We start from the raw sequence: 13,587 nt of genomic DNA on the forward strand, positions 1-13,587 counted from the left end.
ATCCAATTGTTATTTATAATTAAAAGTCAATAAAACATGTTTAGTAAAGAAGAATCAAGACAGCTAAAAGAGCTTTTCTGGACCAGCTTTGGTAAATCTTTTCCAAGAAAATGGTTGCTATACAATACAAAGCTTAAAGGGTTTAGTTTTAAGTTTCATTTTGATAATAAAACTGCATTAGTAGCTTTAGATGTTGAGGATGATTTAGAACATCGTATTAAATACTGGGAAAAATTAGTTGCTTTAAAAGCTATTTTATTAGACGACTATCTTCCTGAAGCCATTTATAACGAAGAATATATTTTGGACAATGGTAAAGAAATATCACGTATTTATGTCCCTTTAGAGCAAAAAGTATCTATCCATAATAAAAACTCTTGGCAAGATGTTATGGTGTTTTTTAATACACACATGTCTTTATTTGAAGCCTTTTTTGATGAATACAAAGAGGTTATTGAAGGTTAATTAATATAAATTATATTAAAATAACGATCCCTTCTCTGTCAGGAATTTTTAATTGTTACGACTTACATCCAATAAAGCTTTTAAAAGCGTTTTTGATTATAAAATATTAAACTTTATTTTAATAGTTAAGCAACCCCTTTGGGGTTAATTTCATGTTTTATTTTCTTCATTTTTAGCTTTAAACAAAGCCTAAATATTAAGGTGAAATAAAGTTAAAATAAGATTAAATTTAGGCTTTTCAGTACATCTGTAGCCTTTTCCTTATTATATTTGAGAAGCTATGGATGACATTTTAAACCAATATTTAACAACTAGACAATACACTAATACACTTTGCAAACCTTTACAAACCGAGGATTTTACGCCTCAATCTGCTGCTTTTGCAAGTCCACCCAAATGGCACATTGCGCATACTACTTGGTTTTTTGAAGAAATGATTTTAAAAACCTACTCTCCAAATTATCAAATCTTTGATAATGAGTATTCATATCTTTTTAACAGCTATTATAATACAATTGGAAAACGTATTGAAAGACACAACAGAGGCCTAATTACAAGACCAAATATTGATATTGTTTTTAAATATCGTGATTATGTAGACCAACACATGACCCAACTTTTAAAAACTACTGATAATGAAACTATAAAATCATTAACCGTTTTAGGAGTTAATCATGAGCAACAACATCAAGAATTACTACTTACAGATTTAAAATACACGTTTTCGTTAAACCCTATTTGTCCAAAATATACAGATCTTAATTTTGTAGAAGATACCAATACAGATACTGGTTGGTTAGATGTAACCGAAGGCGTTTACAATATTGGACATGATACTGATGGATTTTGTTTTGATAACGAACTTGGTATGCATAAAACATATATTCAACCCTTTAGCATCAATAAAGCATTAGTAACCAATCAAGAATTTATTGAATTTATTGAAGCAGATGGTTATAATACTGCTAACTATTGGTTAGATGAAGGTTGGCATTGGATAAACAGTAATAAAATAACCCAACCATTATATTGGATAAAAATAAAAAACACTTGGCATCATTACACTTTATCAGGCTTAAAACCTGTTAATCCTGATGCAATATTATCTCATATTTCTTATTTTGAAGCTGCAGCTTTTGCTTTTTATAAAGGCATGAGATTACCTACTGAATTTGAATGGGAAGTCGCTTCCAAACATTTAAATTGGGGAAAACGTTGGGAATGGACCAACTCTGCTTACCTACCCTATCCAAATTTTGAAATTGCTAAAGGTGCTGTTGGAGAATATAACGGTAAATTTATGAGTAATCAAATGGTACTTCGTGGTGCCTCAGTAGCAACTTCTAAAAACCATAGTAGACACACGTACCGAAATTTTTTTCAATCTCACACACAGTGGCAATTCGCTGGAATTAGACTAGCCAAATAATATGAATAACACATTTTTAAACGACGTCGATAAAGGCCTAAGTAGTACTCCTAAATATTTATTATCTAAATATTTTTATGATAAAATTGGTGACGCACTTTTTGTTGATATCATGAATATGCCTGAGTATTATTTAACCAGAGCAGAATTTGATATTTTTAAAAATCAAACACAAAATCTAATTGAAGCTTTAAAACTTAAAAAAGACACTTTTTTTGAATTGATAGAACTTGGTGCTGGTGATGGTACCAAAACCAAACAACTTTTAAAAGCTTTAGATACCGCTAATTATAATTTTAATTATGTACCAATAGATATTTCTCAAAATGCATTAGACCAATTAAAATCAAGTGTAAACAGTGAATTACCAAATATAAATACAACACCTAAACAAGGAGATTATTTTAATGTACTATCATCTTTAAAACAGTCTAATCATCCAAAAGTTATATTATTTTTAGGATCAAACATAGGTAATTTAAACGATGTTTTAGCCCAAGATTTTCTGACAAAATTAGCGGATAGTTTACAAGCCAATGACAAAGTATGTATAGGTTTAGATCTTATAAAGTCTGAAAAAATAGTTTTACCAGCTTATAATGATAGTCAAGGAATTACCAAACGTTTTAATTTAAATTTATTAGAAAGAATTAATAAAGAGTTTGATGCCAATTTTGATATTGACACATTTAAGCATCAACCAGAATATACCGAAGATGAAGGTATTGCTAGAAGTTATTTAGTGAGTACAAAATCGCAAACCGTAACAATTAAAGCTTTAAATAAGTCATTCCATTTTATGGAAGGCGAGCGTATCCACACTGAAACTTCAAGAAAATACAATGACGCTATCTTAAATGGTTTTTTAAAAAAAACATCATTAAAAGTCATTGATAAGTTAATGGATAGCAACCAATATTTTGCAGATTATATTTTAAATAAAGATGAGTAACTCACAACCAAATATTGCCATTTTAGGACTTGGTACCAGAAGCACCTTATTTTACCTTGAGCAACTAAACACTAAGTTTCATGCTATAAAAGGAGAATATCACACCTTCCCTTCTATTACTTATTCGGTTGATTTTAATACCCTAAACCCATATTTACCAAATCAATTTGACGTATTAAAACCAGTTGTCGCCAAACATCTTAATCGTTTAACTCAATATAACATTTCTTCATGCATCATACCCAATATCACTTTGCATGAAACCGTTGATCAGTTGCACACACCTGTTTCAATTATACATCCAATTACTTTATGTATTAGACACCTCAAATCACATAATATTAACAAGGTAACTTTATTTGGTTCTTTATACACCATGACGTCAAGTTATATTTCTGATATATTTAAAAAAGAAAACATCTCTATTTCTTTTCCTAATAAACAAGATCAAATTTCAATTGATAATTGTCGTAAACAAATTTATAATTATTCTGAAACTGACGCAGACCAATCAAACTATTCTTATTTAATTTCTAAATACAATAAGGAGAGTTGTGTTGTTGTTGCATGTACAGAACTATCTATTTGGAGTCCCAAATATGATTCTAAAACAGTTATAGACATGGCATTACTTCAAATAGAAAAAGCCATTAAAGATTATATTTAAAGGTGTTAAAGTCTTTATAAACCAAACCTAATCATCGTTTATGTTTTGTATTTTAAGAACACTAATCTTAAAGCAAAATATATAATGAATACACCAGATTTTTCAAAACTAAAAGCTGTGTACATAAATTGTACACTAAAACAATCTCCAAGACAAAGTCATACTCAAGGATTGATTGATGTTTCTAAAAACATCATGAAAAACGAAGGCGTGACTGTTGATGATATTAGATTTATAGATCATGATGTCGCATTTGGTGTACAACCAGATATGACTAAAGAAGGTGTTGCTAAAGATGAATGGCCAACACTATTTGAGCGCATTTTTGAAGCAGATATTATTATTGTTGGTACACCCATTTGGTTAGGCGAAAAATCTTCAGTTTGTCAAAAGCTAATCGAAAGATTATATAGTATGAGCGGTAAAACTAATGATAAAGGCCAATATTTATTTTATGGAAAAGTTGGTGGTTGTATTATTACAGGAAACGAAGATGGTGTAAAGCATTGTGCTATGGGTATTTTATATGCGTTACAACATGTAGGCTATTCTATTCCGCCTCAAGCTGATGCTGGTTGGATAGGAGAGGTTGGTCCTGGACCAAGTTATTTAGATGAAGTTAGTGATGCAAAAAATAACGATTTCACTAACCGAAATACGACCTTCATGACTTATAATTTATTACATTTAGCTAATATGCTTAAGCAAAACAAAGGATATTCTGCTTACGGAAACTCCAGAGAAGGTTGGGACGATGGTACAAGATGGAGCTTTGATAATCCAGAATACAGATAACAATTTAAACAAACAACAATGAAAATTTTAATTATTGGTGGTAACGGAACTATTGGAAAAACAGTAGTGTCTCATTTTAAAACTTCGCATCACATCATTATTGCAGGTAGAACCAACGCAGATGTAACTGTAAATATTGAAGACAGGAAGTCCATACAATCTATGTTTGAAAAAACAGGTTCTTTGGATGCTATAATTTGTATTGCTGGCGAAGCTAAATGGGATAATTTTAATGCTTTGACTGAAGATGATTACTACATCGGAATTAAAAGTAAACTAATGGGTCAAGTCAATCTTGTAAGAATTGGGCAACACTTTTTAAACAACAAAGGATCTATAACTTTATCTACAGGAATACTTGCAGATGATCCTGTTATAAAAACAACTAGTGCTGCAATGGTAAATGGAGCGATACATAGTTTTGTGCAAGCAGTTGCTTTAGAAATAGAAAATAATATTAGAGTTAATGTAGTATCTTCTGGAATGGTTGAAGCTGCGTATGACAAGTATAAAGATTATTTTCCAGGACATAATCCTATCCCAATGACCAAAGTAGTTAACGGTTATGTAAGAAGTGTTTTAGGTAAAGGAAACGGAGAAATTATACGAATTTACGATTAATTATACCACATACAATAGGACCATAAAAAAATGACAAATGGCTCCACCAAGTACAAATAAATGCCATATAACGTGATTGTATGGTATTTTTTCTATAGCATAAAATACAATCCCAACGGTATACAGTAAACCTCCTGCCATTAATAATATAATACCATTTGGATCCATTATATTAGATAAATTACTAAAATCAAATACAATTAACCAACCCATTACTAAATATAGTAACGTAGAAAACGTATTAAAACGTCCTGTAAAAAACAGTTTTAAAACAACTCCAAAAGTAGCAATACCCCAAACAGTAAAAAACAATGTCCACCCCAAACTTTGCTCTAAAGTAATTAGTAAAACTGGCGTGTATGTTCCAGCTATCAAAAGGTAGATGCTAACATGATCTACAATCCTAAAGTAATGTTTCTTTTTCTCGTCAGTAATTATGTGATATAATGTGGACGCTGTAAACAGTATAATTATAGATAATCCATAAACAATAACACTAAACAGACTAAATTCTGTTTTTTTAGTTTCAAAAACAATAAGCAATACTAAAGCTACTATACCAAAAACTGCTCCTATACCATGGGTTAAGGCATTTAATTTTTCTTCAAACGGAGTTTGTTTTCTCATGATTCTAGTATATGGTTCCCCATTTATTGGTTAAATTAAAATATTCAAAATTTAAAGGCGATTTTACTAATTTTAAATGTCCATCTTGCCAAGCTCTAATTAAAATATTTTCAATTAAATAATCCTCTTCTACTTCCATAGGGTTATACTCTCGTTTTAAAGAGATATTAAACATGTAAGCTGTACTGTTATACCAAAAAGCACGCCAACCACTGCGTAATGTTTTTATCAAGTTAAAGGCTGTTTCACCTGTTTGGCGATGTATCAATTTGACTAAAATTTGACCTTCGGTTTTGGTTAATTTTTTTAGTTCTTCAGAAAATTGCTCTTCAATATATTTTTGTACTTTTTTTGCATATTTCTTTTTATGTCTTTTTTTGCTAATAGTTGCTAATTTGGTATTTAAAGCTCTAAGTCTATCAGCAGCCAATTTAGCATAAGGATATACTTTAAGGGTTTTTCGTCTTAAAATTAAATACCGTCTTCTACCCTCTTTATTTTTAAATCGCAATTTATCTAACAAAACAATTTCGTCTAAATAAATAGATTTTTGCACAATTGAGTCTCCCGCAATTATCACATATTCAACGTCCGTGGTGTCTTGTACAGTTTCGTTTGTTTCTTGAGAAAACAACATAAAAGGAACACTAAAAAAAAGAATATATATATATTTCATAATCCAAAAACTACTAAAATCATTCCAAAGCTAAAAACTTTATCTTGTAAAATTAAGAATTAACACATTGCTAACTACTATATAACTCCTATTATTGTTATTTTAGACAAAAAAAACATATTAAATGGCAACAAAAAGCATATTAAACAAAAAGTCAATGGACTTTTTAGAAACATATTTAAATAATGCAGCTCCTACTGGTTATGAATGGGATGGTCAAAACATATGGATGGATTACTTAAAACCTTATGTTGACGAGTTTTTTACAGATACATACGGTACAGCTGTTGGTGTTATTAACCCAAATGCTAAATATAAGGTGGTAATTGAAGGTCATGCAGACGAAATCTCATGGTATGTTAACTATATTTCTGACAACGGATTAATTTATGTCATCCGTAATGGTGGAAGTGATCACCAAATTGCACCTAGTAAAATTGTAAATATCCATACTAAAAACGGAATTGTAAAAGGTGTATTTGGATGGCCAGCAATACACACACGTAATAAATCTAAAGAAGAAGCACCAAAACCAAACAATATATTTATTGATTGTGGATGTAAGACTAAAGAAGAAGTTGAAGCACTTGGTGTGCATGTTGGTTGCGTGATTACGTATCCAGACGAGTTTCATATTTTAAACGAAAATAACTTTGTTTGTCGTGCTTTAGATAATCGTATGGGTGGATTTATGATTGCTGAAGTAGCACGTTTATTAAAAGAAAACAAAAAAGAATTACCTTTTGGATTATACATAGTAAACTCGGTTCAAGAAGAAATTGGATTACGTGGTGCACAAATGATAACAGAAACTATTAAACCTAATGTCGCTATAGTTACTGATGTAACACATGATACGACTACACCAATGATAGATCAAAAAGTACAAGGTCATGTAGAGAATGGTAAAGGTCCTGTTGTTGCTTATGCTCCTGCTGTGCAACAAAAATTAAGAGATTTAATTACAGATACTGCAGATGAAAAAAACATTCCGTTTCAACGTGCTGCATGCTCTCGTGCAACTGGTACAGATACAGATGCTTTTGCTTATAGTAATGGTGGAGTTGCTTCGGCTTTAATCTCATTACCTTTACGTTACATGCATACCACTGTTGAAACGGTACATAAAGATGATGTTGAAAATGTGATTAAATTAATTTATGAAACATTACTTAAAATAGAAGATGGCGAAACTTTTTCATACTTTAAAAAGTAAAGGCATCATTAAAAAGCATTAAAACAAACATAAAAGCCTCGATTTTGAGGCTTTTTTAATAGTAGTAAATATGGCTTTAAAACATCAAAAACATTTATTTGATTTACCAGAACACGTAACATATTTAAATATCGCTTCTCAATCTCCTGCTTTTAATAGTATACATCAAGCTGGATTAGAAGGGTTAATGCAAAAAAGAAAACCTTACCTGATAACAGGGTCTGATTATTTTGAACCTGTAAAAACACTAAAATCGTTATTCGCTAATTTAATTAAAGCTTCAGATTATAATCGTATTGCGTTAATACCATCTGCCTCTTATGGTATTGCTACAGTAACTAACAATATTGTTTTAAAACCAACAGATGAAATTTTAATTATAGACCAAAAATTTCCTAGTAATTATTATTCCTGGAAAAAATTAGCCGATAAATATCAAGCCAAAATTAGAGTTATTAAAGCACCAAACCAATCTAATGACATTGGTAAACAATGGAATTTAGACATAATTAATGCCATAAACAGTAATACTGCTGTAGTAACCATGGGACACATACATTGGTCTAATGGCACCTTGTTTGACTTAAAAACCATACAACAAAAAATTAAACAACATAATGGTTTATTTATTATAGATGGAAGTCAAAGTATTGGAGCTCTACCGTTTTCGGTAAAAGAATTACAACCTGATGCTTTAATATGTGCTGGTTATAAATGGCTATTTGGACCTTATGGTTGTGGATATGCCTATTTTGGAAAAGCGTTTGACAACGGAAACCCAATTGAAGAAAATTGGATAAATAGGTTAGATAGTCATGATTTTTCTGAATTAACTAACTATAAACAACAATATAGACCTTTGGCTAATAGGTATTGTGCTGGTGAAAGTGCTGCCTTTTTAAACGTCAAAATGCAAATTGCAGCTTTACAACAGATATTAGACTGGACTCCTGAAGCTATTCAAGAGTATTGTAAAAACATTTCCCTTGAAGCTGTACAACAATTAAAAGCATTAGGCTTTACTATTGAAAATAATGAGTATAGATCACACCATCTTTTTGGAATAAAACTTCCTAAAAATCTTGACATAAATACCGTTAAAAACGCTTTAGCGAAACAAAACATTTATGTTTCGTACAGAGGCAATTATATTAGATTATCTTGTCATGTATATAATACCGCTAAAGATTTTAAAACTTTAATCTCTACTTTTTCTACTTTAATTAATCACAACTAAATGGACGAGCTAATAGATATTGTTGACAACAATGGTAAACCAACTGGTCAAACAGCATTAAAATCCATTATTCACACTAAAGGATATTTACATAATACTGCACACATTTGGCTGTATACAACAAATGGTCAAATATTGTTAGGGCAACGTGCAGCCTCAAAAATAATTTATCCTTTACTTTGGGATGTTTCCGTTGCTGGACATATTGATGCTGGAGAAACTGTTATTAATGGAGCTATTAGAGAAATTAAAGAGGAAATTGGGTTGCAAATTGAAACATCTAAACTAGAAAAAATTGGAGTTTTTGAATGTTTTCAATCTTATCCAAACGGAATTAATGATAACGAGTTTCATAATACTTTTATAACACCATTAGAAGTTGATATTACTAATTTAAAAGCACAACCAGAAGAAGTCGAAGCTTTAAAACTAGTTACAATATCAGAATTTAAATCCTTATTAAAAAACAGTAAAAACAATGGTCATTTTGTAGCCACAAATACAGAATATTACCTTAAAGTCATCCAAGCTATCTCTAATAAATTACCTTAACTCAGTTTTATGCAATTAATAATAATGGCTTTAGCGCCAATTTTTGTCATCATATTTTATATTTATTTAAAAGATAAATATGAAAAAGAACCCAAAAGACTGCTATTTGCTTCCTTTTTACTAGGAGCAATAGTCAGTATTATAATAACAACACTACTCTACTCTGTTTTTAATATTTTGGTACCTTTACAAGATAAATTAAGTATTTGGGAGCAGTTTAAACAAGCCTTTTTTGTAGTAGGTTTTTCAGAAGAATTAAGTAAATTTTTAATCGTTCTTCTATATGCACAACGTCATAAAGAATTTAACGAACCCTTTGACGGAATTGTCTATGCGGTAATGGTATCGATGGGTTTTGCAGCTACCGAAAACCTAATGTATGTATTACAAAGCGGTCCTGCTACTGCTCTAGCTAGAGCATTTACAGCTGTACCTGCTCATGCTACTTTTGGGATTTTAATGGGTTATTTTATGGGAAAAGCCAAGTTTGCGCCCAATAAATTATATTTAAATCTAGTCGGTTTATGCTTTGCAATACTATTTCATGGTGCTTATGACTTTTTTCTATTTATAGATTTTGTTCCTGGTATTTGGGTTGGTGCTTTTATATCCTTAGGTATTGGAATATTCTTATCTAAAAAAGCTATAAAATATCATCAAAACAACTCTGTCTTTAAAACAGAATAAATGATAAAACTATTTTACTAAAACGTTATAGTTGTTTATCTTTATACCTTTAAACATCATCTTTTAATGAATCAAAAATTTAACACAAAAGTTAATGATTCGCTTCAATTTACTATTGATTCAGAATCTGCTAAAAACCTTGATTTAATTGAAACTAAACCTCAATTATTTCATCTTTTAGAACAAAGTAAACCATCTAATATACAAATTATAGACAGTAATTTTAATACTAAAACCTATACTATTAAAGTCAATAACAACAGTTATACTGTCAAGATTGAAGACGATTTAGATGCCTTAATCAAATCTTTAGGGTTTGAAGTTGGTGCTTCAAAAATGGTTAATGATATTAAAGCTCCAATGCCAGGATTAATATTGGATATAATGGTTAAAGCTGGAGATCAAGTTACTGTAGACACACCTTTACTTATTTTAGAAGCTATGAAAATGGAAAACAGTATTGTATCTCCCAGAGATGGAGTTATAAAGTCTGTTTCTGGTACAAAAGGAAACACTGTTGATAAAGGTGAATTGTTAATTGAATTTGAATAACATGAAAAAGATACTAGTCGCTAATAGAGGCGAAATTGCAATAAGAGTCATGAGTACAGCCAAAAAAATGGGTGTAAAAACTGTAGCTGTTTACTCGACTGCAGACAGACATGCTCCTCACGTTACTTTTGCTGATGAAGCTGTTTTAATTGGAGAGGCACCTTCTAATCAATCCTATTTATTAGGTGATAAAATTATTGAAGTTGCTAAAAGCCTAAATGTAGATGGTATACATCCTGGTTATGGTTTTTTAAGTGAAAATGCAGATTTCGCAGAACTTTGCGAAAAAAACAACATCCAATTTATAGGTCCTAAATCTCATGCTATAAAAGTTATGGGAAGCAAGTTAGCAGCAAAAGAAGCTGTAAAAGCCTATGATATACCTATGGTTCCTGGAACAGACCAAGCCATAACAGATATTCCTGAAGCAAAAAAAATAGCTAAAACCATAGGGTTTCCTATTCTTATAAAAGCGTCTGCTGGAGGTGGTGGAAAAGGAATGCGTGTTGTTGAAAAAGAATCAGAGTTTGAATCTCAAATGAATCGTGCAATTAGTGAAGCTGTTAATGCTTTTGGTGATGGTTCGGTTTTTATTGAAAAATACGTTGGATCTCCTCGTCATATCGAAATTCAGGTTATGGCAGATACACATGGTAATGTTATTCATCTTTTTGAACGCGAATGTAGTATTCAACGTCGTCATCAAAAAGTTGTTGAAGAAGCGCCAAGTGTTGTTTTAACTCCTGAATTAAGAGAAGAAATGGGACAAGCTGCTATAAAAGTTGCTAATGCTTGTGATTATGTTGGTGCAGGTACGGTCGAGTTTTTATTAGACGAAAATAAAAACTTCTATTTTTTAGAAATGAATACAAGACTACAAGTTGAGCATCCTGTGTCAGAAATTATTGCTGGTGTTGACTTAGTAGAATTGCAAATAAAAGTAGCTCGTGGTGAGGCATTAAATATCAAACAAGAGGATTTAAAAATTAATGGACACGCTTTAGAGCTACGTGTGTATGCAGAAGACCCTTTAAACGACTTTTTACCAAGTGTTGGTCATTTAGATGTTTATAAACTTCCTGTTGGTAAAGGCATAAGGGTAGACAATGGTTTTAAGCAAGGTATGGATGTCCCTATCTATTATGATCCAATGTTGGCTAAATTAATTACCTACGGAAAAACTCGTGAAGAAGCCATACAACTTATGATTAAAGCTATTGCAGATTATCAAGTTGAAGGGATTAAAACCACTTTACCTTTTGGTACATTTGTTTGTAATCATGAGGCTTTTAAATCTGGAAATTTTGATACTCATTTTGTTAAAAAACATTACTCACCTGAAGCTTTACATGAAGCCTCAGAAGCAGAAGCTAAAATTGCTGCAATGATAGCTGTTAAACAATATTTAGAAGATCAAAAACAACTTAGACTACCTAACAACTAATCTTAACTATTTAATGATAGTAAAAGATTAATAATGTTAATGTTTATTAATTGAAACCTTATGGAATCCAAAATAAAAACTTTAAACGAAAAACTAGAACTATCCAAATTAGGAGGAGGACAAGCTAGAATAGATAAACAACACCAAAAGAAAAAATTAACAGCAAGAGAGCGTGTCACCTATTTAATGGATCAAGGGTCTTTTGAAGAAATTGGTGCTTTAGTAACACACAGAACCGTAGATTTTGGTATGCAAGATCAAAAATTTTATGGTGATGGTGTAATTACTGGTTATGGTACTATTAATGGACGTTTAGTCTATGTTTTTGCACAAGACTTTACCGTATTTGGTGGTGCATTATCAGAAACACATGCCGAAAAAATCTGTAAAATAATGGACTTGTCCCTAAAAGTTGGAGCGCCTTTAATTGGATTAAATGACTCTGGTGGAGCACGTATCCAAGAAGGTGTAAGATCTTTAGGTGGTTATGCAGATATTTTTCATCGTAATGTAAAAGCATCAGGAGTAATTCCTCAAATTTCAGCAATTATGGGTCCATGTGCTGGAGGTGCTGTTTATAGTCCTGCAATGACAGATTTCACTATGATGGTGGAAGACACCAGTTACATGTTTGTAACTGGTCCAAACGTAGTAAAAACAGTAACTAATGAAGCTGTGACAAGCGAAGAATTAGGAGGTGCAAGTACACACTCTACTAAATCTGGAGTTGCTCACGTTACTTCATCTAATGATATAGATTGTCTTGAAGATGTTAAGCGTCTTTTAAGCTACTTACCACAAAGCAACCTTGAAAAACCAAAAGATTTACCTTACACTTTAGGCGAAGAAGTTAGAGATGAGCTAAAATCAATCATACCTAATAATGCTAATAAACCATACGACATGCATAATGTTATAAAAGGTTTAATAGATGAGGATAGCTTTTTTGAAATACATAAAGACTTTGCCGAAAATATTATTGTAGGATTTGCAAGAATTGGTGGTAAAAGTGTTGGTATAGTTGCTAATCAACCTCTGTTTTTAGCAGGAGTTTTAGATGTTAACAGTTCACGTAAAGCAGCACGTTTTACACGTTTTTGTGACGCCTTCAATATTCCCCTTTTAGTATTAGTTGATGTCCCTGGTTTTTTACCTGGAACAGATCAAGAATGGAACGGAATTATTGTCCATGGTGCAAAATTATTATATGCATTAAGTGAAGCTACTGTCCCAAAAGTTACCGTTATTACACGTAAAGCTTATGGTGGAGCTTATGATGTCATGAACTCTAAACACATTGGAGCAGATCTTAATTATGCTTGGCCAAGTGCTGAAATTGCAGTAATGGGAGCTAAAGGAGCTAGTGAAATTATTTTTAGAAAAGAAATACAAGCAGCAGATAATCCTGAGGATAAATTACTAGAAAAAGAAGCTGAATATGCAGACTTGTTTGCTAACCCTTATAAAGCTGCAGAACGTGGTTTTATAGATGAAGTTATACTGCCTGAAAATACGAGACGTAAATTAATTAAAGCGTTTACAATGCTTGAACATAAAGAAGAAGTATTACCAAACCGAAAGCATGGTAATATTCCATTATAAAAGTAAAAAAACATAAAAAAAGAGCCTTAAAAAAGGCTCTTTTTTTTGTTTAAACATTTAACAAA

Annotated in this window: 15 protein-coding genes; 13 read left to right on the top strand and 2 right to left on the bottom strand. The window is 31.3% G+C overall.

All coding sequences use genetic code 11. From position 1 onward, the window contains the following. Positions 1–36: 36 nt before the first annotated feature. The 6 genes from ITB9_RS03755 to ITB9_RS03780 all read left to right on the top strand — a co-directional run bounded on the left by ITB9_RS03755 (position 37) and on the right by ITB9_RS03780 (position 4,929). Entirely contained in the window at positions 37–465 is a 429-nt protein-coding gene (locus ITB9_RS03755) for a DUF4268 domain-containing protein (RefSeq protein WP_028606256.1), read from the top strand. Positions 466–745: 280 nt separating this feature from the next. Continuing rightward, a complete protein-coding gene (gene egtB, locus ITB9_RS03760) occupies positions 746–1,894 on the top strand; it encodes an ergothioneine biosynthesis protein EgtB (protein ID WP_054851205.1) in 1,149 nt (382 codons plus the stop codon). Position 1,895: 1 nt separating this feature from the next. After that, entirely contained in the window at positions 1,896–2,846 is a 951-nt protein-coding gene (locus ITB9_RS03765; protein ID WP_054851206.1) for an L-histidine N(alpha)-methyltransferase, read from the top strand. After that, positions 2,839–3,513 carry an aspartate/glutamate racemase family protein gene (locus tag ITB9_RS03770; protein ID WP_054851207.1) on the top strand — a complete coding sequence of 225 codons (675 nt, stop codon included), beginning with the start codon at positions 2,839–2,841 and terminating at the stop codon, positions 3,511–3,513. The genes ITB9_RS03765 and ITB9_RS03770 overlap by 8 nt, the downstream gene beginning before the upstream one ends. A gap of 84 nt (positions 3,514–3,597) precedes the next feature. Then, complete coding sequence (locus ITB9_RS03775) at positions 3,598–4,308, top strand: flavodoxin family protein (RefSeq protein WP_028606260.1); 711 nt, start codon at positions 3,598–3,600, stop codon at positions 4,306–4,308. Positions 4,309–4,326: 18 nt separating this feature from the next. Further along, positions 4,327–4,929 (top strand): short chain dehydrogenase, encoded by a 603-nt coding sequence (locus tag ITB9_RS03780; protein ID WP_054851208.1) that lies wholly within the window; start codon positions 4,327–4,329, stop codon positions 4,927–4,929. On the opposite strand, the gene ITB9_RS03785 is transcribed toward ITB9_RS03780, so the two are convergent. Both ITB9_RS03785 and ITB9_RS03790 read right to left on the bottom strand, forming a co-directional pair. Further along, positions 4,930–5,556 carry a hemolysin III family protein gene (locus ITB9_RS03785; protein ID WP_054851209.1) on the bottom strand — a complete coding sequence of 209 codons (627 nt, stop codon included), beginning with the start codon at positions 5,554–5,556 and terminating at the stop codon, positions 4,930–4,932. 4 nt (positions 5,557–5,560) lie between these two features. After that, positions 5,561–6,232: a DUF4294 domain-containing protein gene (locus ITB9_RS03790; protein ID WP_028290952.1), complete on the bottom strand. Its 672-nt coding sequence runs from the start codon at positions 6,230–6,232 to the stop codon at positions 5,561–5,563. Positions 6,233–6,356: 124 nt separating this feature from the next. Between ITB9_RS03790 and ITB9_RS03795 the strand changes: the two genes are divergently transcribed. The 7 genes from ITB9_RS03795 (at position 6,357) to ITB9_RS03825 (ending at position 13,522) form a co-directional block, all read left to right on the top strand. Beyond that, entirely contained in the window at positions 6,357–7,448 is a 1,092-nt protein-coding gene (locus tag ITB9_RS03795) for a M42 family metallopeptidase (protein ID WP_054851210.1), read from the top strand. 70 nt (positions 7,449–7,518) lie between these two features. Beyond that, positions 7,519–8,685, top strand: coding sequence for an aminotransferase class V-fold PLP-dependent enzyme (locus ITB9_RS03800; RefSeq protein WP_054851211.1), 1,167 nt, complete (start codon positions 7,519–7,521; stop codon positions 8,683–8,685). Further along, positions 8,686–9,237, top strand: coding sequence for an NUDIX domain-containing protein (locus ITB9_RS03805; protein WP_054851212.1), 552 nt, complete (start codon positions 8,686–8,688; stop codon positions 9,235–9,237). It abuts the gene before it with no gap. Between the two features lie 9 nt (positions 9,238–9,246). Beyond that, positions 9,247–9,924, top strand: a complete 678-nt coding sequence (locus ITB9_RS03810; protein WP_028290956.1) for a PrsW family intramembrane metalloprotease — start codon at positions 9,247–9,249, stop codon at positions 9,922–9,924. Between the two features lie 66 nt (positions 9,925–9,990). Next, positions 9,991–10,476 carry an acetyl-CoA carboxylase biotin carboxyl carrier protein subunit gene (locus ITB9_RS03815; RefSeq protein WP_028290957.1) on the top strand — a complete coding sequence of 162 codons (486 nt, stop codon included), beginning with the start codon at positions 9,991–9,993 and terminating at the stop codon, positions 10,474–10,476. Position 10,477: 1 nt separating this feature from the next. Next, a complete protein-coding gene (accC, locus tag ITB9_RS03820; protein ID WP_054851213.1) occupies positions 10,478–11,920 on the top strand; it encodes an acetyl-CoA carboxylase biotin carboxylase subunit in 1,443 nt (480 codons plus the stop codon). Positions 11,921–11,980: 60 nt separating this feature from the next. Continuing rightward, the gene (locus ITB9_RS03825) at positions 11,981–13,522 is read left to right on the top strand and encodes an acyl-CoA carboxylase subunit beta (RefSeq protein ID WP_054851214.1); all 1,542 of its coding nucleotides are present in this window, start codon (positions 11,981–11,983) and stop codon (positions 13,520–13,522) included. The last annotated feature ends 65 nt before the right edge of the window (positions 13,523–13,587 follow it).

It is taken from the genome of Olleya sp. ITB9 (genome assembly GCF_001315805.1).
GTDB lineage: Bacteria > Bacteroidota > Bacteroidia > Flavobacteriales > Flavobacteriaceae > Olleya > Olleya sediminilitoris.

Bases quoted from the DNA above. Each gene is read 5' to 3' on its own strand.
- ITB9_RS03780 (WP_054851208.1), top strand. From the start codon at position 4,327: ATGAAAATTTTAATTATTGGTGGTAACGGAACTATTGGAAAAACAGTA.
- ITB9_RS03800 (WP_054851211.1), top strand. From the start codon at position 7,519: ATGGCTTTAAAACATCAAAAACATTTATTTGATTTACCAGAACACGTA.
- accC (WP_054851213.1), top strand. From the start codon at position 10,478: ATGAAAAAGATACTAGTCGCTAATAGAGGCGAAATTGCAATAAGAGTC.
- ITB9_RS03775 (WP_028606260.1), top strand. From the start codon at position 3,598: ATGAATACACCAGATTTTTCAAAACTAAAAGCTGTGTACATAAATTGT.
- ITB9_RS03785 (WP_054851209.1), bottom strand. From the start codon at position 5,556: ATGAGAAAACAAACTCCGTTTGAAGAAAAATTAAATGCCTTAACCCAT.
- ITB9_RS03755 (WP_028606256.1), top strand. From the start codon at position 37: ATGTTTAGTAAAGAAGAATCAAGACAGCTAAAAGAGCTTTTCTGGACC.
- ITB9_RS03805 (WP_054851212.1), top strand. From the start codon at position 8,686: ATGGACGAGCTAATAGATATTGTTGACAACAATGGTAAACCAACTGGT.
- ITB9_RS03825 (WP_054851214.1), top strand. From the start codon at position 11,981: ATGGAATCCAAAATAAAAACTTTAAACGAAAAACTAGAACTATCCAAA.
- ITB9_RS03795 (WP_054851210.1), top strand. From the start codon at position 6,357: ATGGCAACAAAAAGCATATTAAACAAAAAGTCAATGGACTTTTTAGAA.
- ITB9_RS03765 (WP_054851206.1), top strand. From the start codon at position 1,896: ATGAATAACACATTTTTAAACGACGTCGATAAAGGCCTAAGTAGTACT.
- ITB9_RS03815 (WP_028290957.1), top strand. From the start codon at position 9,991: ATGAATCAAAAATTTAACACAAAAGTTAATGATTCGCTTCAATTTACT.
- ITB9_RS03810 (WP_028290956.1), top strand. From the start codon at position 9,247: ATGCAATTAATAATAATGGCTTTAGCGCCAATTTTTGTCATCATATTT.
- ITB9_RS03770 (WP_054851207.1), top strand. From the start codon at position 2,839: ATGAGTAACTCACAACCAAATATTGCCATTTTAGGACTTGGTACCAGA.
- egtB (WP_054851205.1), top strand. From the start codon at position 746: ATGGATGACATTTTAAACCAATATTTAACAACTAGACAATACACTAAT.
- ITB9_RS03790 (WP_028290952.1), bottom strand. From the start codon at position 6,232: ATGAAATATATATATATTCTTTTTTTTAGTGTTCCTTTTATGTTGTTT.